The sequence below is a fragment of the Polyangiaceae bacterium genome, assembly GCA_020633205.1.
Taxonomy (GTDB): Bacteria; Myxococcota_A; Polyangia; order Polyangiales; family Polyangiaceae; genus JAHBVY01.
Genome location: JACKEB010000011.1, coordinates 722,765 through 742,879, shown reverse-complemented (window position 1 = coordinate 742,879; position 20,115 = coordinate 722,765). Strand labels below are relative to the sequence as shown.

18 protein-coding genes are annotated in these 20,115 nt (G+C 64.1%); 11 read left to right on the top strand and 7 right to left on the bottom strand.

Annotated elements, in window-relative coordinates:
- Positions 1–16 precede the first annotated feature (16 nt).
- The 9 genes from H6718_09780 (at position 17) to H6718_09740 (ending at position 9,553) form a co-directional block, all read left to right on the top strand.
- Entirely contained in the window at positions 17–475 is a 459-nt protein-coding gene (locus H6718_09780) for a hypothetical protein (GenBank protein ID MCB9585678.1), read from the top strand.
- Positions 475–1,395 carry an ABC transporter ATP-binding protein gene (locus H6718_09775; GenBank protein ID MCB9585677.1) on the top strand — a complete coding sequence of 307 codons (921 nt, stop codon included), beginning with the start codon at positions 475–477 and terminating at the stop codon, positions 1,393–1,395. The genes H6718_09780 and H6718_09775 overlap by 1 nt, the downstream gene beginning before the upstream one ends.
- Complete coding sequence (locus H6718_09770) at positions 1,392–2,198, top strand: ABC transporter permease (protein ID MCB9585676.1); 807 nt, start codon at positions 1,392–1,394, stop codon at positions 2,196–2,198. The genes H6718_09775 and H6718_09770 overlap by 4 nt, the downstream gene beginning before the upstream one ends.
- A gap of 27 nt (positions 2,199–2,225) precedes the next feature.
- Positions 2,226–2,792: a hypothetical protein gene (locus tag H6718_09765; GenBank protein MCB9585675.1), complete on the top strand. Its 567-nt coding sequence runs from the start codon at positions 2,226–2,228 to the stop codon at positions 2,790–2,792.
- Positions 2,793–3,026: 234 nt separating this feature from the next.
- Entirely contained in the window at positions 3,027–3,206 is a 180-nt protein-coding gene (locus tag H6718_09760; protein MCB9585674.1) for a hypothetical protein, read from the top strand.
- A 658-nt stretch (positions 3,207–3,864) separates the two neighbouring features.
- Complete coding sequence (locus H6718_09755; protein MCB9585673.1) at positions 3,865–4,290, top strand: response regulator; 426 nt, start codon at positions 3,865–3,867, stop codon at positions 4,288–4,290.
- A 139-nt stretch (positions 4,291–4,429) separates the two neighbouring features.
- The gene (locus H6718_09750; protein ID MCB9585672.1) at positions 4,430–5,191 is read left to right on the top strand and encodes a hypothetical protein; all 762 of its coding nucleotides are present in this window, start codon (positions 4,430–4,432) and stop codon (positions 5,189–5,191) included.
- Positions 5,192–5,384: 193 nt separating this feature from the next.
- Entirely contained in the window at positions 5,385–6,860 is a 1,476-nt protein-coding gene (locus H6718_09745; GenBank protein ID MCB9585671.1) for a 3' terminal RNA ribose 2'-O-methyltransferase Hen1, read from the top strand.
- Positions 6,851–9,553 carry a polynucleotide kinase-phosphatase gene (locus H6718_09740; protein ID MCB9585670.1) on the top strand — a complete coding sequence of 901 codons (2,703 nt, stop codon included), beginning with the start codon at positions 6,851–6,853 and terminating at the stop codon, positions 9,551–9,553. The genes H6718_09745 and H6718_09740 overlap by 10 nt, the downstream gene beginning before the upstream one ends.
- 81 nt (positions 9,554–9,634) lie before the next feature.
- On the opposite strand, the gene asd is transcribed toward H6718_09740, so the two are convergent.
- Together asd and H6718_09730 are read right to left on the bottom strand one after the other, a co-directional pair.
- On the bottom strand, positions 9,635–10,783 hold the full coding sequence (asd, locus tag H6718_09735; GenBank protein MCB9585669.1) for an aspartate-semialdehyde dehydrogenase: 1,149 nt from the start codon (positions 10,781–10,783) through the stop codon (positions 9,635–9,637).
- A gap of 182 nt (positions 10,784–10,965) precedes the next feature.
- On the bottom strand, positions 10,966–11,799 hold the full coding sequence (locus H6718_09730; protein ID MCB9585668.1) for a hypothetical protein: 834 nt from the start codon (positions 11,797–11,799) through the stop codon (positions 10,966–10,968).
- 46 nt (positions 11,800–11,845) lie between these two features.
- On the opposite strand from H6718_09730, the gene H6718_09725 reads away from it, so the two are divergent.
- Positions 11,846–12,751, top strand: a complete 906-nt coding sequence (locus H6718_09725; GenBank protein MCB9585667.1) for a hypothetical protein — start codon at positions 11,846–11,848, stop codon at positions 12,749–12,751.
- 9 nt (positions 12,752–12,760) lie between these two features.
- On the opposite strand, the gene H6718_09720 is transcribed toward H6718_09725, so the two are convergent.
- Positions 12,761–13,591: a methyltransferase domain-containing protein gene (locus H6718_09720; protein MCB9585666.1), complete on the bottom strand. Its 831-nt coding sequence runs from the start codon at positions 13,589–13,591 to the stop codon at positions 12,761–12,763.
- A 133-nt stretch (positions 13,592–13,724) separates the two neighbouring features.
- On the opposite strand from H6718_09720, the gene H6718_09715 reads away from it, so the two are divergent.
- The gene (locus H6718_09715) at positions 13,725–14,657 is read left to right on the top strand and encodes a hypothetical protein (protein MCB9585665.1); all 933 of its coding nucleotides are present in this window, start codon (positions 13,725–13,727) and stop codon (positions 14,655–14,657) included.
- Positions 14,658–14,678: 21 nt separating this feature from the next.
- On the opposite strand, the gene H6718_09710 is transcribed toward H6718_09715, so the two are convergent.
- From H6718_09710 to H6718_09695, 4 genes are all read right to left on the bottom strand, one after another.
- Positions 14,679–16,631, bottom strand: coding sequence for a serine/threonine protein kinase (locus tag H6718_09710; GenBank protein MCB9585664.1), 1,953 nt, complete (start codon positions 16,629–16,631; stop codon positions 14,679–14,681).
- An 11-nt stretch (positions 16,632–16,642) separates the two neighbouring features.
- Entirely contained in the window at positions 16,643–17,506 is an 864-nt protein-coding gene (locus H6718_09705) for a hypothetical protein (protein ID MCB9585663.1), read from the bottom strand.
- On the bottom strand, positions 17,491–18,330 hold the full coding sequence (locus H6718_09700) for a phosphatase PAP2 family protein (GenBank protein ID MCB9585662.1): 840 nt from the start codon (positions 18,328–18,330) through the stop codon (positions 17,491–17,493). The genes H6718_09705 and H6718_09700 overlap by 16 nt, the downstream gene beginning before the upstream one ends.
- 332 nt (positions 18,331–18,662) lie before the next feature.
- A complete protein-coding gene (locus H6718_09695; GenBank protein ID MCB9585661.1) occupies positions 18,663–20,075 on the bottom strand; it encodes a 3-deoxy-7-phosphoheptulonate synthase in 1,413 nt (470 codons plus the stop codon).
- Positions 20,076–20,115 lie beyond the last annotated feature (40 nt).

Genomic DNA, 20,115 nt, shown 5'->3' with positions numbered 1-20,115 from the left:
GCTTGAGTTCGCATCCGTGAAGGAGTCCCAGCGGAAGTTCGTGTTGCTCTCGATCCCAGGCTCGGTTGCGTGGGGCTTCGTGATCGCTGGCTTCGCAGCGGACAGCAACACGCTGAAGGGGATCGGCGGCACGATCATGATCTCAATGGTCGTGATCGGCCTGACCATGAAGGCGATCGACGCGTCCAAGGAGAGCAAGGAGCGTCGCGAACTGCAGGCGCGAGGCGAACCGGGTACCGCCAAGGTGCTGAAGATCTCGAGCCGCGGAGGAGGTATCAACGATCACCCGTTGGTGCAGTTCGAGCTCGAGGTCACCTTCAAGGGCCAAACCTACCAGGGCCTGACCGAGGCCATCATCGACCAGCTGGCAATCCCGCGCATTCAGCCGGGCTGCGAAGTCAAAGTGATCGTCGACCCCGAAGATCGCTCGAGCATCCTGATCGATGCAGAGTTGACGCCCTACGGACATCACTGATGACCGCGCCACTGCTCGAGACCCGAGGACTGAGCAAGTCCTACGGTGACCGGGAAGTCGTGAGTCAGCTCGAGCTCACCTGCAACGCAGGCTCCGTGCTCGGGTTGCTCGGACCCAACGGTGCAGGCAAGACGACGACTCTACGCATGCTGTACGGCTTCATCGAGCCGGACGCTGGGGAGATCCGCTATCAAGGACGCGACTTCGCGAGTGAGCGAACCGCGCTGAAGCGCATCATCGGTGTCTGCACCCAAGAGGACACCCTCGACTACGACTTCAGCGTCGAACAGAACCTGCAAGTCTACGCTGGGTACTTCAACCCGCGCGTGCCCAACGTGAAACAGCGCGTCCAGCAGCTGCTCGAGCAGTTCGATCTGACGCAGTATCGCGACGCTTCACCTCACGCCCTGAGCGGTGGCTACAAGCAGCGCCTGCTCATCGCGCGGAGCATCGTTCATCACCCGGAGATCCTGTTCCTGGACGAGCCAACCACAGGCCTCGACCCAGCGGCGCGAGTTGCGGTGTGGGAGCTGGTGGATCAGCTGCGCAAGGCGGGCATGGGCGTCATCCTCACGACTCACTACATGGATGAAGCGGAGCGCCTGAGCGATCAGCTAGTGGTGCTACGCGAAGGGCGCGTCGCCGCGCGCGGACTACCCCACGAAGTGCTGGGCAGCCTGCTCGGAGAGCACGTGTTGACCCTACGCGCAGATCTCGAAGAGCGCGCCCAAGTGCTCGAGGTCTTGCAAGAGATGGGGCTACCGACCCACAAGGTCCTGAGCGACGTCTTGGCGCCCGTTACCGCGAGGCAACTTGCGGACATCAGCGAGCGCCTGCCCGACGTGCGCCTCACGGTTCGCCCACCGAACCTTGACGACTTGTTCCTGGAGTTGTCGCGCAGTAGCGGAGCCAAGAAGTGAAGTACTGGCTAGAGGTGCTGGACTGGCGCTCCCTCGCGGTGTTGCGGCGCAATGCCCTGGTGTACCTGCGCAACTGGCGCACGGCGTTCTTCCCGCCAGCGATGGAACCCGTGGTCTTCTTTCTGGCGTTTGGCCTGGGACTACAAGGCTACGTCGGCGAGCTCAATTACCACGGGGCAACGCTTTCCTATGCCACCTACGTGGCACCCGGATTGATCGCCTACACGGCCTTCGGCACTCCGTTCTACGAGTCGCTCTACTCAGCGTACGTGCGCATGTTCTACCAGAAGACCTGGGACGGCATCTTGGCCACCCAGGTCGAGCTGCCACACTTGGTTTGGGGCGAGATCCTCTGGGCCGGCGTGCGGGGCTTCATGAACTCGGCCATCGTGTGTGCGGTGCTCGCCGTCTTCGACCTGCTGGGCTGGGTCGACCTGCGCCTCGGGTGGCTCCCGGTGTTGCCCTTCCTGGGCATGCTGGCTGGCTTCTGCTTCTCCGCATTTGGCCTGATTTTCACGGCGATCGTTCCGTCCATCGATCACATGAACTACCCGGTGTTCCTGATCGGCATGCCCATCAGCCTGATCAGCAACACGTATTTCCCCCTCGAGCCGAAGCAGGCGTGGCTGCGCACCGTGATGCAGTTGAACCCTGTTTATCACCTCGCGGAAACGTCTCGTGGCCTCCTCGTACACGGAGACCCGGGTGGGCACCTGGTGTGGCTGATCGGTTGCACGAGCATCGGCCTCCTGGTGTTCTTCAGCATTGCCCACCATTTCACCCGCCGGCGCATGCTGGGTTAGCCGGCCAGAGCCTGATAGAGTCCGCCTATGGCGAGCTACCGTGACTTCCTCGACTTGAGCCCCGATGAGCTACGCAAGGAGCTCAGCCGCGGCTATCCCATCGACCCGGAGTCCCTCGACGACTTCGAGTACAAGGGCGTTTCCCTCGGCTTGCCTGGCATCGTGGAGCGGCTCACGTGGAAGAAGTTCATGAAGACCTTCCACCGCGACCCCGAGACCGGCGACTTGCGGGGCTGGAACGTGCGCATCGAGCAGTCACCCCTCGAGGACCCAAGCTGGGAACCCATGATCAAGAAGGGCGAGATCTTCAGCTTCGGTCACTACCAAGTCGTCTCCCTCGACGATTACGAGGTGCCCGGCCCAGCCCTGAACGGCGGCCTGATGATCGACTACAGCCTCGGTCAGAACAAGACCCTCGATTTCGTCAACCGCGTACGCGACCCGATCGTTGCCGTGGAGAAAGGCTCGAGCGACCTACTCCTCGGCTGGTCCTACATCGAGACCGGCCTCAAGAACGTCAGCACCCCAAGCTACTTCACCCTCGAGCGCCACCAACCGTTGAGCCATCGCGCAGCACCACCTCGTAGTCGCTAGGCGCCTGGCGCAGCGCGCGCGGAGTTCCAGGACGACCTCGCGGAAACGCCTCCGCGGCACGCCCCCAACCCAGTCACTAGGTATCAAAGTCCGTCCTCAGGGCTCCAGCAAAAAGCGCTCTCCAAGGCGCTGAAGCACACGATTTGGGCTCCAAAGCTCGCTTCTTCGGGGGTGAGGTCCGCCGGGCATGGTTCCCCATGGCGACTCAAGTCGCGGGTGCTAGTGCCAGCGCCTATGACCGATGTCTCTACCCCGCCAAGCGAGTCCATCGAAGTCATCCTGGAAAAGCTGGAGCAGTTCTTGCTCGCTCCCGCGAATGAGCGCCCGCAACGACCAGACATCCCTTGGCCTCCGCGTGTGGAAATGCTGAACGAGCATGGTGATGCGCTGGAGATGGTTCCAGTTCAACATTGAGCCACCAACTCCCGAGCCACCCAAGCCACCCAAGCAAAGCTGAGCGGGACCGCTCACCCATCGTATCCTCATGGATACGCCGCTCGCTTCCGGGAACGGAGATCGCAAGTTCCGCTCCAGAGCATGGCGCATTCTGCTGAGCGGCTGAATCCGTTTGCCGCGGAACGTCTCTCTGCCTCAGAACCAACGCAGGAGACACCCAGTGCCCAGATACAAGCTCGCGCCACGCAACAACCAATCGAATGCCCTCCGTTTCGCCACGCTTTCAGGCACGCTGCGCTGACACGTGCCCCTCGAGTGCCACAGCACCGGTCTTCCAAGTCTGCGATCCATCGCAAACCGCTCCGTCTGATTGCTTCGACGGAAGCTGCAAACCCTCAACCGCGGGGCCACCGGGGCTCTACTTCTGCCGGTAGCGCGAAGCTGCTCACCCTCTCCCCCAAACCCGCGGACAGCGGCGTCGACACCTGACAACGGCGTCGGTACAGCGGCCCGTCGGCAGCGGGCCGAGTTGTTCCACGCTGGAAAAGGCTCACCCACATCGGGTGACGCCTGGCGCCATTGAATTGTGTGAATTGGTACGGCAGTCTTGCAGAACTGATCGGCGGCTCCATAGTTGCGTGGACCTCTCACCCACTCCAAAGCCCAGGCCGCTCAGATGGACTTCTTGGCTGACTCCAACCCTGCCCTGCGCGCTTCGCCGCTTCGCGCCCGCCCTCGCGGGGAGCCGTGTGTGCTCATCGTCGAGGACGATCCCGCGGTAGCGCGGGCGATTCATCGGGTGTTGTCCAACGAACCCTGGAAGTTCCGCAGCGTGAAGAGCTGCGAAGAGGCTCGCACCCTGATCGCAACCTTGCCCTACTTCGACGTGGCGGTGATCGACATCCACCTGAAGGACGGCAGCGGGATCGAGGTGGGGCAGGAGTTGCTGGCGGCCGGGGCGATGGGCGAAGCCGTGATCTTCAGCGCGGATCTAGGGACGGACTCCGAGGACGCCCGTGCGCTCGGCACCTTCGTGCACAAGACGGAAGGCCCGGAGCGCCTGCGCGACGCAGTGCGTAGCGCCATGGATCGCGCTCGCTGACACTGCACTTGGCGCGCATTTCCGCAAGGTAAGCGGCTTGGGTCGGCGAACGGCGCATGCCTTGCGCGAACGCTCCAGGCGCTAGCGGGGGACGCGTGGCTCATCTGACGTCGGGCAATGAAGCTGCTAGGCTGACGCCATGACTTATTTGAGGTGGGGTTGGGCGGCTCTGACCGTCGTGGCGGGCTTGGCGCTGGTCGGCTGCGGAGGAGACTCCTTCAGCGGTGATGGTGGCAGCGGCGCATCCGGTGGTAGCGGCGCGTCCGGTGGCAGTGGCGCGTCCGGCGGCAGCGGTGCATCCGGTGGCAGCGGTGCGACCGGCGGCAGCGGCGCCTCAGGTGGCAGCGGTGCGACCGGCGGCAGCGGCGGAAACGTCTGGCAATGCGTCGAGGACAGGGACTGCGTCGAGGGTGAGTGCGTGGAGCTGGTCCCAGGTGGCTTTCGCGCTTGTGCCTATCCGGTTCCGCACGAAACCGAGTGCCAGGGCTCGGATCCACAATGCTGTGACGACAGCCAGTGCAAGGACGGTCAAGCCTGCCTGCTGGGCCCGCTGCTTCCTTTCTGCGGGGGCGCCTTCCCAGAACCAACTACCGTCTGCGCTGAAGACGAGTGTCGTGGACCCGAGAACTGCGACTTCGGTCTCACTTGCGTACCAGCCGGCGTATTCGGGCGGAAAATCGCCACCTGTATGCACCTCGGATGCACCCAAGACAGTGACTGCACCGCCGGCGACGGTGGCCGCTGCGCCGCTGTGGCCGACCCATGTTGCGGCGTCCAGAGCCTCACCTGTGTGTACCAGGGAGGTTGCTTCTCCCAGCAAGACTGCGGCGACGAGCAGCACTGCGAGCCTCAGAGCACCGGCGCGGTGTGCGTCGACGGTCCGGCGCTGTGCCCTGCCTGAGCGCCCTTGACCCGCGCTGAAACGCGGTCACACTCGGCGCGCGACGGCTGTTTGGCCGTTGCGCTCTAGCCTTCGAACGCTCGTCGAGGCTCAGCGACGGGCGTCGCGTTTGCACCCAGCAAGGTGCGGCGGGGCGTGCGCTCGTGTACGGCTCCTACTCCCTCCGGCGTGGGAAGGAGCAGGGGAACTCGCGATGCTATTTACACTGACCACGACTCATCAGCCGGCGACTGATCTCGGCTACCTGCTGGGCAAGCACCCGGACCGGGTGCAGAGCTTCGAGCTCGCTTCGGGGCGCGCACTGGTGTTTTTCCCGGAGGCTAGCCACGAGCGCTGCAGCGCCACCTTGGCCCTGGATGTCGACCCCGTGGGGCTGACACGAGACCGCACGGAAACATTCGACCTCGAACCTTACGTCAATGACCGCCCATACGTCGCGTCCTCCTGGCTCAGCGTGGCCATTGCGCGCGTCTTCAGCTCGGCGATGCAGGGCAAGTGCCGCGACCGCCCGGAGCTCGCTGGGGAGGCTCTCGATTTCGAAGTGGAGCTGCCTGTAGTTAGCTTGCGTGGGGGTGAGGGACTGCTGCGCGAACTGTTCGAGCCCCTGGGGTACCAACTCGAGGCCAGCGCCCTGGCGCTCGATCCCGTGCTCGCTGCGCGGGAACCGGAGGCCGAGGTGTGGCACGCCACTCGTTACTTCCGAGTGCAACTGCGGGGCAAGTTGCGCCTAGCAGAGCTCCTGAGCCACCTCTACGTCTTGCTCCCGGTGATGGACGACAACAAGCACTACTGGGTCGACGAGACCGAGGTGGAGAAGTTGCTCGCCCGCGGCGCTGGCTGGCTCGAGCAACATCCGCTGAAGGAGCGCATCACGAAGCGCTACCTCAAGCATCAACGCGGGCTCACCGCCCAAGCCATCGAGCGTCTGCAGCCTGACACGGAGGAGGCAACGGAAGTCCTCGACCCGCGCCACGCAGAGGCCGAGGAGCGCGCCCTGGAAGAGCTGGTCGGGCCACCCGAGCCACGAGCAGAGAAGCCCAAGCCGCTCGACGAGCAACGCCGCGAGGTGGTGCTCGAAGAGCTTGCAACCTGTGGCGCCGCGCGCGTGCTGGATTTGGGCTGCGGAGAAGGCAAGCTCCTGCGTCGACTGGCAAAGCAGAAGCAGTTCAGCCGGGTCGTGGGTTGTGACGTGAGCCTGCCGTCGCTGATCCGTGCGGCAGAGAAGTTGCGCATCGACCCGGACGCCGTGGATCGCCATGACCCCGAGGCGCGGGTGAACATCCTGCAGAGCTCCCTGTGCTACCGCGACGCACGGCTGCGGGGTTTCGACGCCGCGTGCCTGATCGAGGTCATCGAACACCTGGACGCGAACCGCCTGGGCGCGCTGGAGCACAGCCTGTTCGCCGACGCCAAGCCCCAATGCGTGCTCGTGAGCACGCCAAACCGCGAGTACAACGTCAACTTCCCGGGGCTGGCAGACGGAAAGCTACGCCACCGCGACCACCGTTTCGAGTGGACCCGGGGCGAGTTCCAAGCCTGGGCCACGTCCGTTGCCGCACGGCATCAGTACAGCGTGCGCTTTCGCGACATTGGCCAGCTGGATCCGGCGCACGGCGCCCCGACTCAGCTTGCGGTGTTCACCGCAACTCAGGAGGCAGCATGCAACTAGAGCTACCGGATCTCAGCCTGGTGGTGCTGGTCGGCGCCTCGGGCTCAGGCAAGTCGAGCTTCGCCGCGCGGCACTTTCTCGCAACGGAGGTCGTGTCTAGCGACGCGTGCCGCGCGATGATTTGCGATGACCCTAACGACATGACGTCGACTCACGGCGCGTTTTCGCTGTTGAACGAGATCGCCGGGCGGCGCCTGAGCGCGGGCAAGCTGACCGTCGTCGACGCGACCAGCGTGCGCAAGGACGACCGCAAGGAGCTGTTGCAGCTCGCGCGGCGCCACGACGTGCTGACAGTCGCTCTGGTGTTCGATCTGCCTACGAATGTGTGCGTGAAGCGCGACGCGGAGCGTGGCCAGATCGCGCCCGCGGTCGGTGCGCGCCGCGCCGTGGGACCCCAAGTGATTCGCCGCCAGCAGGCCGCGCTACGCCGTGATCTGCGCGGCCTGCGCAAGGAAGGCTTCCACAGCGTCTACAAGTTCAAGACCGCGGAGGAAGTCGACTCCGTGGCGCTCAGCCGCGTGCCGCTGTGGTGTAACCGTCAGCAAGAGCTGGGGCCATTCGATATCATCGGCGATGTCCATGGCTGCTACGCAGAGCTGGTGCAGCTGCTCGGAAAGCTAGGCTACGAGCTCAGCGAGGGAGCTATGGGCTTCAGCGTCAAGAGCCCAGTGGGACGCCGACTGATTTTCCTCGGGGATTTAGTCGACCGCGGTCCCGCGAGCCCTCAGGTGCTCAAGTTGGTGATGCACCTGGTTGGCACCGGTCAGGCGCTCTGCGTTCCGGGTAACCACGACGTCAAGCTCACGCGCTTCCTCCAGGGCAAGCAGGTGAAGCTGCGCCATGGCTTGGAGCAGACGGCGGAGCAGCTCACCCATGAGAGCGACACCTTCAAGCAAGAGGTGCTGAGCTTCGTCCAGAAGCTGGTGAGCCACCAAGTACTGGACCGGGGCAAGCTGGTGGTGGCCCACGCCGGGATGAAGCAGGCCTTTCAGGGCCGCGCATCGGGCCGGGTACGCGAGTTCGCGCTGTACGGTGAGACCACGGGCGAAGTGGACAGCTTCGGGCTCCCGGAACGTGTCGACTGGGCGCAGGATTACCGCGGGGATGCGATGGTCGTGTACGGGCACACCCCGGTGCCCCGCGCGGAGTGGATCAACCGCACCATCTGCATCGACACGGGCTGCGTGTTCGGAGGCAGCCTCACGGCGCTGCGCTACCCGGAGCGTGAGCTGGTCAGCGTGCGCGCAGCAGAGGTGTACTACGAGCCTACGCGGCCTCTCGAGCGACCTCGAGAGGACCGCCCGGAGCGGGTGCTCGACCTCAGCGACTTGTTCGAAGCGGGTCACAAGCGCAGCAAGCCGGTGTCGACCCAGTTCGGCTTTTCAATCAGCGCTGGGCGTGCACAGGTCGCCCAGGCGCTGGAAGAGATCAGCCGCTTCACCGTCGATCCACGCTGGCTGATCTACCTGCCTCCGACCATGTCGCCGTGCGAAGCCGCCAGCGAAGGGCCGTTGCTCGAGGGGCCAGCACAGGCGTTCGACTACTTCCGTCGCGAGGGGGTGAGCCACGTCGTTTGCCAGGAGAAGCACATGGGCTCGCGCGCTATCGTCGTGCTTTGCCGCAACCTCGAGACCGCACAGCAACGCTTTGGAGTAGATCCGAGTCTTGGTGTCGTCTACTCCCGCAGTGGACGGAGCTTCTTCAAGCACGCCGAAACGGAGCAAGCGTTGCTCGAGCGGCTGCGCCAGGCAGCGGACGCGTGCGGCTTGTGGCAACGCTTTGACACGGACTGGCTCTGCTTCGACTGTGAAGTCCTCCCGTGGACGCACAAGGCGAAGGAGCTGGTGCGCGACCAGTATGCAGCGGTGGGTTGCGCAGGTGAAGCGGCCTTGGCCGCGATGAATCAGCGTCTAGCTCAGACCGCACAGCGGCTAGCACAAGCACAGCGCCTCGGGTCGCTTGCTCCGAATGAGGCAGCAGCGCGTGAACGCGGTACGTCGGGCAGCCTGCTGGATCTACAGTCGGCGGTCAGTCACTTCGCGGCTCGTGAGCGCAGCGTGGCGGGCTTCCGCGCTGCTTACCGTCAGTACTGTTGGCCGAGTGACGGACTTGAAGGAGTCGAGCTTGCACCATTCCATCTCTTGGCGACGGAAGGCCAGGTGCACAGCGACAAGTCGCACGTATGGCATATGCGTCTCCTCGGGGAACTGGTCGATGCCGATCCTAAGCTGTTACGTAGCACGCCTTACCGAGTCGTTGAGTTGACTCCCGACGAGGAGTCAGAGGACCTCACCCCCAAGACCGACCCGGAACTCACCGACGTCGCGACAGTGTCAGAAGCGGACGCCAGCGCTTGGTGGACGGAGCTCACCGGTCAGGGTGGCGAAGGCATGGTCGTCAAACCGCTCCACTGGCTCAGCAAGCGCGGCGCGGACTACGTGCAGCCCGCGTTGAAGTGCCGCGGCCCCGAATACCTGCGCATCATCTACGGGCCAGAGTACCTGATGCCGCAGAACCTGGAACGCATGCGCGGTCGGCGCCTACGCCACAAGCGGGGCCTGGCGCTGCGAGAATCCGCGTTGGGACTCGAGGCGCTGAGTCGCTTCGCCAAGCGAGAGCCCCTACATCGGGTTCATGAGTGCGTGTTCACGCTGCTCGCGCTGGAGTGCGAGCGAACGGATCCGCGACTCTGACACATATCCCCACGGTACTGTTTCGTTCCTCAGCGCACTCGGTTGGCGCTAGTTCACCGTGGGGAACTCGCTTGCTCGGCGTCAGCCCGCGGGGGGCATCATCGAGCGGCTCGTCCAGCCATGGTGGACCCGCAAGATCTTCAGCGTGCGGCGGAGTGGCTCCGCGGCGCCCCACAGGAGCTGGTCACCCACAGTGAACGCACCCAGGTAGTCAGGCCCCATGCGCAGCTTGTGCAAGCGGCCTACGGGTACCTTCAGCGTGCCGTTCACCGCCGCAGGGGTCAGCCGCGCAAGGCTCGCTTCCTTGGTGTTGGGGACGACCTCCACCCAGTGGTTGCCCTCCTGGATCACACTCTCGAGCTCGTCGAGAGGCACGTTCTTTTTGAGCTTGATGGTCAGCGCCTGGGAGTGGCACCGCATGGCGCCGATCCGCACGCAGATGCCGTCCACGGGGATCACCGGATCGTTGCCGAGGATCTTGTTCGACTCGACGTGGCCCTTCCACTCCTCACGGGTGTCCCCACCGTCCATCAAGCGATCGATCCAGGGGATGAGGCTGCCTGCGAGCGGCGCGCCAAAATTATCCGTCGGGAAATAATCAGCGAGCAGGGTCTGACTGACTTGCTTGTCGAGCTCGAGGATCGAACCCGCTGCGTCCTCTACCTGCGGCTTCGCGTCCATCCCGATTTGGTACATCTGCGCCACCAGCTCACGCATGTTCTGCGCGCCAGCTCCCGAAGCCGCTTGGTAGGTCATTGAGCTGATCCACTCGATCCAGCCGCGCTGGTAGAGCCCGCCCATGGCCATCAACATCAGGCTGACCGTGCAGTTGCCGCCGATGTAGTTCTTGACTCCGCTCTGGATGGCCTTGTCGATTACCGTACGGTTAACCGGATCGAGGACGATGACCGAGTCATCGTCCATCCGCTTGGTGCTTGCAGCATCGATCCAGTAGCCATCCCAGCCGGCCTTGCGCAGCTCGGGCAGCACCTTCGACGTGTAGTCGCCCCCTTGGCAGGTGATGATCGCCTGCTGCTCCTTGAGCGTGCCCACGTCGTATGCGTCAGCGAGCGCACTGGTGTTGGGTCCGATGTCGGGTCCCGGCTGGCCAACCTGCGACGTCGAAAAGAACTTGGGTTCCAAACCCTCGAAGTCGCGTTCCTTCAGCATGCGCTCCATCAACACGGAGCCCACCATGCCTCGCCATCCAACCAGTCCGACCCGAGTCAGTGCCATGGCTGACGCTTAGCAGAGACAGCGAATCGGATCACGAAAACCGTGACGCCAATGACGACGTTTCAGGTGGTTCCACTCACGCTGCGATCGGCACCAGGGAAAGTCTCCCTGCTCCCTTGAGGGTTGGGGGTGAGGACAGCCAGCTCAACCCCTTGGCTCAACTTCAAGGCAAGGAACTAGGGAAGCACCCGGAAGCAGACATCATCGATGAAGAAGCGCGCGTTCGGATCGAAGTCGATGTTCAGGGTTAGCCGGCTTGAGTTGCTGGGTTGGTCGACGGTCAATGGGCCGTATTCCACCCAGGCGCTGTTCTGCGGCATCTCGACGACGGTTGTTCCACTGATGTACATGAAGTCATTGGTGAAGAAGTCGAAGCTCAGCGCCGGCCGCCCACCACCCTGAGCCACAATCCGCGCGGAAAATGTAACCTCGAGCCTAGCGCCAGTGTCCACGGAGATCTGATTCGTCCCGATACCCGCGAAGTATGGATTGCCCCCCGTGACGGACATCGTGTCGATCAGCAGCGAGCGACTGCCGCTCCGATGGTCGATGTCTGTCGACTCCCAGATCAGCCCACTGCCCTGCTCGTAGATCACCTGCCACCCCGAAGGATGGTTGCCTGCACCGACGAGCTCGAAGCTGGCGTTCGGGGCCAGCGTTGGACAGGTCAGGATGCCGCCGCTGCCACCTGAACCGCCGCTGCCACTGGTACCCGCAGCTCCGGCGCTGCCGCCCACGCCGGCTGTACCGCCCGACGCGCCGCCAGTCCCGCCGCTCGAGGCACCGGAAGCACCGGCGGTGCCGCTTGCGCCACCAGCCATGCTGCCGCCAACCGCACCGCTTCCAGAGCCCCCATCGCCGGAGCTCCCTCCGTTCGCGGCGACTCCGGCGGCGCCTCCGCTGGAGCTACCGCCCGTGCCACCACTGGCGTTCTTTCGCGGCGTCAGCTGATCGGGAAAGACCGAGCAAGCAGTCAGCGCGCACAAGCCAACCAGACCAAGATACCGCACGAAACTGCAGTCTATCACGCTTGGCCCTTGCTAGCCTCCTCTGCCGATGGCGGAAGACCCAAGTCGGGACGAGGACTCAGCGGAGAGGCCTGAACAGGCGTCCTCCAGCACAGCCGAAAGCGAGCGATCGACCAAGACAGCAAGCGGGACTGCCGCCGCTGAGCTGAACCCGTACGCGCCTCCGAATTTGGGGGAGCTGAACCAGGGCGGCGAGGATGGTTCGCTCGCTCCCCGCGACGCCCGGCCGTTCACCACGGTGGCGGTGGGCATCGCCACGTTCCTCGGCAGCGCCCTGGCGGGGACGATTCTGATGTACCTGTCGCTAAGTCGAATGGGACGCGCGGCGGAGGCGCGCCGCGCGGCGCTGCTTGGTGGCGGCCTGACGCTCGGCACGCTGGTGGCCGCACTGGTGCTGCCTCCGGGAATCGGCAACGTCGTACCCATCGCCGTGACCATCGGCATCGTGATGCTCGCACGCCAGATGCTCGATCCCGTCGTCATGCCACACTTGGCAAGAGGAGGCTCCAAGGGCTCAGGTTGGCTCGTCGCCGGTGTGACGGTCGGCTCGGCAGTAGCCGTGTTCGGGGCGCTGATCGGCCTCAGCGAAGGCTTGGACATCAGCGCAGACGACTATGTGGAGAGCGCCCCAGGTCACCGGGTGGTCTATGAGCGGGGCGCAACCGAAGGCGAGGCGCGCCAAGTCGCCGAGGTGCTCGAGACCAACGGAGTCTTTCCTCCGGGCAGCAAGGCAGAGGTCGTGCTGCAACGCAAAGGCACGGGCCTGCAGCTGCAAGTCGTGCTCGGCAGCAACTGGAAGGATCCCTCGGTCATCTCCTACTACACCGCCCTCGCGGGTCAGCTCTCGACTCGAACCGGCCGCAGCCCCTTCGAGATCCTGCTGTGCAATGAGTTCCTGCTGACCAAGCAGAAGGTCTCGAGCTTGGGCCCGTGACATCGAAGCTCAACCGGGCTTCTGCGCCGTGATGATGGGCACCTGCCACAGGACGTACTGAGCCGGATCGTTCACGAAGTCGATCATGGCCTGGAAGCACTCGCGAACTTCAGCTGGGCTGCGTTCCGTCGCGGTCGCTAGCGGCTCGGTGTAGCCATCACGCCATGCCTGGAAGATCCCCGCCAGTACCTCGCGGGGTACGCGCTCGGTGTCGACGGTCACGAAATCAACGCGAGCGTCCGTCAAGCCGCACGCCCGCACCAGCCCCAAGCTGTGGCGTCCGACCCGGCCGTCACACTGGATACTGGTCAAGTAGGGCAGCGCCACGTCCACCCAGAAGCGATCCAGATTCGGCCGGCCAGGCACCAAAGGCATGTGGAGCATGCCGTAGTCCTCGCTCAACAAATGAAGGTAGCCCCCGGGACGGATTACCCGGCACAGCTCGGCGAGCATGCGCGGGAAGTCGGGCACAGCCTGGGAGACATGGCGACAAACCACCAGCTCGAAGCTGTCGTTACCGTACTCGAGCGCGAACGCGTCTGCCTCGCGGAAACGCACTCGAGAGGCGAGGTCCGGAAAAGCAGTCAGCCGTGCCTCAGCGATCGCCAGGTTGCCAGGCAGGATATCGATGCCCTCGAGCTTGGCGTCGGGATAGCGCTGCGCGAGTCGTATGGTGATCTCTCCAGTGCCACAGCCCACATCGAGCGCACGAAAAGCACCCGCGAGTTCATAGCGCTCGAACAGCCGCTGCTCCGCCGGCCAGATCGCTCTGGCTTGGAAACCAAGGTTCCGCGCCATCGACTCGTCACCCATTTGGGCGGCTTGGGGATTCGTGCTCATCGTGGCGCAAGCATGTACGCAGCAACTTCGAGAGCAAGCCTCAATGCGTGACGTTCAGCCAACAGCGAGTGCCCTCACGCGGTTCCAAGACTCTCGCTAGCCAGCGTCCCGAGAGCCTGGCAACGTGTCGGGCATGAGCGCGCGGATTCAATCCACTGGAGCTTACCTTCCCGAGCGTCGGCTCAGCCGGGCAGAACTCGAAGCAGGCGGACTGAAGGCACCGCGAGGTTTGAACGAGCGGCGAGCAGCGGGTGCGCATGAACGCGCAGTGTTCATGGCCGAGCAAGCCCTGAAGCAGGCTTTGGCGCGAGCAGAGCTCGACCCCCGAGAGATCGACTTCGTGATCGCGTTCTCAGGCATGGGGGACTGGGACTTCCCAAAGGACGTGAACCTGCTCCCTGGCAAGTTGGGACTCGAACATGCAGCGTGCTGGACTCTGGACACCGCCTGCGCAAGCTTCATCTCAGCCCTCAAGTGTGCCCACGCGCTGATCGCGAGCAAGCTGCAACACCGCATCGCCATCGTCACCAGCATGAGCTGGTCGAGCCGAGGCATCGCGGATGGCACCAACAACACGAGTCTGGGTGATGGCGCGGCGGCTGTGATCGTGGAGGGTGGCTTTGATGAGACCAGCCTGCTCGGTGTGCGTGAGAAAACCGACTCGAGCGCGTTCGACTTCGTGACGCTGCCCTCGAGCCACGCGCGTGGCGAGCTCACGCATTTCGAGTTCTCGAGCGATCCGCGGTATCGCGACTACTTCATGCAAGAGGCCCTGAGCGTGCCGCGTGAGCTGTTCGGCGAGAGCAACCTCTATCCCGAGGACATCGATTGGTTCATCCCCCATCAGGCGAACCTGGGCATGATGGAGCGCTGGGCAGAGGCCTTGGACATCCCCGCGAAGAAACTCCTCACGACGTTTGATTCCGCAGGGAACCTGTCCGCGGTCAACATCCCGCTCACCCTGGATCACTTCGTGCAAAGTGGGCACGTCCAGCGCGGTCAGAAGCTGCTGTTCTTCGCGCCCGGTGCGGGTATGCACCTCGCGGCGATGCTATGGCAGTACTAGAGGGTGTTTTTCAACAGCGGGCTACGGAGCCTTGCTTTCGGACTCACGCACGGTGGCTTTGGTCACCCAGATTGCCATGCCCGCAGCTAGCGCAGTCGTGATGCTGAACACGGCAGGCACCAAGCTCGGCACGGCTGCGGTGATGACCAACCCTGGGATCAGCGGGACCAGCATCCACATCAGGTTCCGGTTCAGCGTGAGCGAGACGACGGCAACCCCAAGCACCATGAGCAGCTGGTCGTGGACCAAGATGGTGTAGGGCTCCGTCCCGAGCGTCCATCCGATCAAGCGGTCCGCGAGCATCCCGAGCAGCACCAGCATCAGCGTTCCCATCAAGCGACGGTTGAATGCGTTGGTCAGCAGCGCCTTCCTCGCACCAAACAGCCAGCCTCCGACGACGAGGTTCATCCCAATCGAGAGCTGCACCATTCTGGCGTGAGTGAGCTGGCGGCCGCTCGCCACCAGATAGAGACCGAAGACCGAAAACACCACCCCCGCAACCCCGAGGTACACGGCGCCCCGCAGGCGCTGACGGGAAGCCACGTTGGCGTCCAAGTCAGCGGCCATTCGCTGCAGCTCAGCGGTCCGCTCAGCAGCCGCCGCGAGCTGCCGCTCCAGGCCCTGAACCTGCTCTTCGAGTTCCGGGGGAGCCTCCTCGAGCTCCGCGAGCCAGGTGCGGGCACGGCGCGCGTCACGCGTCAGGACCTCTGCCTGCACCAATCGCACGAGGCATTCTCGTTGACCCGCCAACGCGAGCTGATTTTCGCCCCATATTTCGAGCGCTTGGGCAAAACCGAAGCGCGCCACGCTGAGCAGCTCGCTGACTTCGCGTAGGGAGGCCGGCGCTAGTGTACGGCCACGTTGGGAGTCGTTGGCGAGTCGAGCCTCTGCGGTTTCCACCCGGATTTGTGCCTCGCGACTCAAGCGCACTGACGTTTGGTGCCTGAGGAACGTACGCAGAGCAGCGCGCAGCTCTTCCGCGTTGGCAAAGCGCTTGCTTGGGTCCCGCGCAGTCGCGCGATTGGCGATCTGCGCCAGCTCTTCGGGTATGCCTTCATCATACTGCACGAGTGGCGATCGCTCGGCCGCATCCAAGACGTCTTGCAGGCTGCTGCCTTGATGGCGGTAGCTGGCCGTTAGCACCTCGTGCAGCGTGGCCCCAAGCAGGTACACATCAGTCCGCTCATCGATGGGACCGCCTCGCACCATCTCCGGCGCCATGTACGCCGGGGTCCCGGCGAGCCCAAGGCCCGGTTGGCCGGCCTCGAGCTGCAGCGCGATCCCCCAGTCGACCAAGTACACCTCACCGAAGCGCCCGAGCATCACGTTTTCGGGTTTGATGTCCCGATGCAAGATGCGGCGACTGTGCGCGAAGTGCACCGCCTCGCACACCCGCGCCAAGATCTCCAGATGGGCGGCTCGGCGGGCCTCCACATCAATTTCCTCGCGGTTATCTGAGACCCAATCCGCCCAGGCTTCGTGCTCGGGGTCGTGGATCAGCGTGGCCCATTCGACCCCCTCGATGCGCTTCATCACCACCACCGGACGCCCCGCTTGGTCGAGAGCCAGCGAGTGTACGGGCACGATTCCAGGGTGCTCGAGCTTGCCGGTGATGACTCCCTCGTGAATCAGCTGCTGACTCACTTCGGCTGACGCGGAGGGCTTGCTGGTCTTGACTGCTACTTCCCGCTGCAGCGAGCGTTGGCGCGCCAACAGCACGCGCCCCATGCCGCCTTCTCCCAGTAGTCCAACGAAGTGCAGATCGATCTCGCTGCGACCCTTGAGGCTCTCTAGGTCCGTTTCCCCGAGGCTCACCGAAATGCGCGGCAGGCTCTCCGCCGCGCGCGTGGCCTCCGCAACCAACGGCACGGTGGCACCGAAGCCCTCTGGGCGAATGGTCGTCGCCTGGGCCGTAGCACGCAGCCCAGGCGGAACACCGTCGAGTCTCCGCGTCCGCTGCGGCTCATCCCCCATGACCCGCTAGCTTACAAGTCTTCAGCCCAGGTCCAGCGAATTCCCAGCTGCCCGAAGTCCCCGCCCTTGATCCCCAGCTCATCTGGGCTGAACAGCACCGGCACGAAGTTCCCACGCGCCTCCAGATCTTGGAAGATCCGCATGCGCAGCAAGATCCCGCCGCGAACCGTGTCGGTTTCGCGATCTGGATCCCTCAAATACTCGCCCACGATGCCGATCTTCAGGGCCCCCGCCTCGTCGATGGGGAACACGTAGCCCAGTTGCTGACGGAAGATCCAAGGAGCCTTCGCCACGATCCTGAGCTGCTCCGTGTAGACGTACTGGTCGCTGGGCACGCCGGTCATGTAAGTGAGCGCGCTCTCGCTCAAGATGTAACCTGGACCCACGATGGGGGAGAGGGTGAGTTCGGTCTCCCACGCGAGGTAGCGCGCGGGATCGCCGTCCGAAAACTCGATGTCACGACGATTGTACTGTTCCTGGATCGGCAGGAACGACTTGCGGAACGAGTAGAGGTAGCGAAGACCCGCTCTCAAGTTTACGGGGGGCAGAGCCAGGCGCACGCCGCCGTAGCCACCGGCAGCCGTTCCGCTAACTAGCGGGTTGGCGTCAACGCCTACCCAGCTTCCCCACGGATTCCCATAGCCAACCGAGCCGCGTGGCCGGAGGTACTGATAGCCAATGTCGACCGCAGTCGAAACGAAGGCGCTTGGCTCGCGATCGGGGTCTCGCGGACCAAGAGGGACTCCGACTGGCGCCGCAGGCGTGGGCGCGCCATCGGTGCCGCCAAGCGGCTGGGCGTGCACGAGCGCTGGAACGCATACCACTGCGACCGCGAGCGCGACCGCGTCGCGCAGGGGCTTCAAAACGACCCCCACAGTCCGACGCCGTTGGGCATCGGAATCAAGCGCACCTCGATCTCCTCGGCGCCAAGCCCTGGCCCTTCCTGATTGCTCTTGCGGTAGTGCAACACCAACGGCACCGCGATGCCGACCCCCGTACCCACCAAGGCGCCAGTCAACACGTCTGAGAGGTAGTGAAAATCGGAGACGATCCGCAGCGTGCCTACGGCACCCGCAACCGCGAAGCCTCCCAAGCAAGGCGCCCAAGCGTTGCCCTGACCGTAGATGGGTAGCTGGGTATGATGCACGCAGTTCACGGCGGCGGCGGCGAAACTGGCGGACGTGTGGCCACTGAAGAAGCTGCGATAGCGGTTGTCATCGACGCAGTCCGCGGTGTTCGGGTCCAGGTCGGTACCGCAAGTGCGCCCGTATGGCCGCTCACGGCCGGTAGCGAGGTTTGCGAGTGACTGGATTGCGAGGGTGAACGAGATCGCCTCCAAGTCGATCAGCGCCGTTTGCACACCGACGTCGGGGCTGTCTCGATACCACGAGGAAACAACTAGAGAGTCGATGAGCAAGGGATAGCTGACGGCCAGGGTCAGCCCCAAGTCGCTCATGTCCTCCGCCCGCTGTCGCCAGTGCCCACCGGGGGCGCGCAACAAGTCTCGTGCGGACTCGTCGAAGCCAATGTGACTCGTGTATGGCTCCTCTGCGTTAGGGCCGATAGCGTACGCCGTCACGAACGTCATCAAGGCGATACCGGTGAGCACACCGTTACCGACCGTGTACCGCTTCCAAGCCTTATCCCAGACCAGGGAGTCACCCCCTCCACGCTCGAACTTGCCAGAGCCGGGGCGCACTGTTTCCTCGGGGTCTTCCTCCGGTGCGGCGGAGGGCGGTGAGTTGCTGCGAGGCGCCTGGGTCGCTCCAAGCGTGAGGCTGCGCGTCGGGGCGGCGACTGCTGAGCGCGCCTCTCCCCCCAAACAAGCAAACAGGGCGAGCAGGCCAGCGACGCATCGCCCGGATGATCCCCGCGGCAAAACCCCGGACGCCAGAGAACGTCGGTCCGCGGCTGCCCCAGGGTGCGGTGTGGAGCGCGTAAGACGTCTAAGCAACGCTGAAATCCGATTCGAAGGTCTCAAGCACGATTCGCAGGAGCATCCCACATCAGTGCACGATCGCCGCGCGAAACTCATGCGTGTGCACGTCCCATACCGAGGGCGTCTGGACTCTGAGCCATGCGCTCTCCGATGCGGAAAGCCATCTCCAACGCTTGTCGATAGTTCAGCCGCGGGTCGCAACGGCTCACGTAGTTTTGGTCCAAATCGGCCTCACTGAGCCCTCCTCCGGTGCACTCCGTCACATCTTCGCCGGTGAGCTCGAAGTGGACGCCGCCAAGCCGCGAGCCCAGGGATTCGTGCACATCGAACGAGTGCTGAACCTCATGCAAGATGTCGTCAAAATTGCGCGTCTTGATGCCCGACGAGGTCGCGTGGGTGTTGCCGTGCATCGGATCCGAGATCCAAAGCACGCGGCGACCGTCCCCCTGAATCGCCTTCACCAGGGCGGGCAGGGCCTCACTCACGCGCTGAGCGCCCATGCGAGTGATCAACACGATTTTGCCGGGCTGATCTTCGGGATTCAGACGGTCGAGGAGCCGCCGCACCCCATCGGCATCTGCGCTAGGGCCTAGCTTCACGCCAACCGGATTCTCGATGCCGCGGAAGAACTCCACGTGCGCCCCGTCGAGGTCGCGGGTGCGTTCGCCAATCCACGGCAGGTGGGTCGTCAGGTCGTAGTAGCCGCGGTGATGCTCCGCGAGGCGCGTCTGCGCAGCCTCGTAGTCGAGACTGAGTCCCTCGTGGCTCGTGTAGAAATCGACCCGGGTGAGGTCGCTGACCTTCGCCTCACCGAGCGCCTCCATGAACCGCAAAGCCTCTGCGAGTTGCTGGGTGGTGCGCTGATAGCTCGCCTTGAGCTCCGCGGTCACATCATCTCGTTCCATGAACGAGAGATCCCAATACTCGGGATGGTGCAAATCGGAGAAGCCGCCACTACCCAGCGAGCGGATGAAGTTGAGCGTCAAGGCCGCGTGCCAGTAGGCCTCGATCAGGAGCTTTGGATCCGCACGGCGAGCATCCGCATCAAATTCGGGGCGATTGACCAAGTCACCGAAGTAGCTCGGCAGCTCGGTCCCATCTCGCACCTCCAGGGGCTTTGAGCGAGGCTTCGCATATTGCCCGGCGAAGCGACCAACCCGCACCACTGGGCGCTTGCCAGCCTGGATCAGCACGACCGACATCTGCAGAAGGATCTTCAGACGATTCGTTATAATATCCGCCCGGCAATCTTCGAAGGTCTCCGCGCAGTCTCCGCCCTGGAGCAGGAAGCGCTTCCCAGCCTGGGCGTCAGCGATTTCGCGCTTCAAACGCTCGATCTCCCACGGCGTGACGAGCGGAGGTAACCGCTCGAGCGTCTGCACCACACCGGTCAACTGCTCCGGGTGCTCGTACGGAATGCTCTGAGATCGCGGGAACGCTCGCCACGAATGCGGCGCCCAAGTCGGAGGAATCGACTTCGAGGCCTTGTCACCGGGGGAGTTCATGGGCCGGGGAGTCTGACACGCAACGGGCGCTGACGAGGCG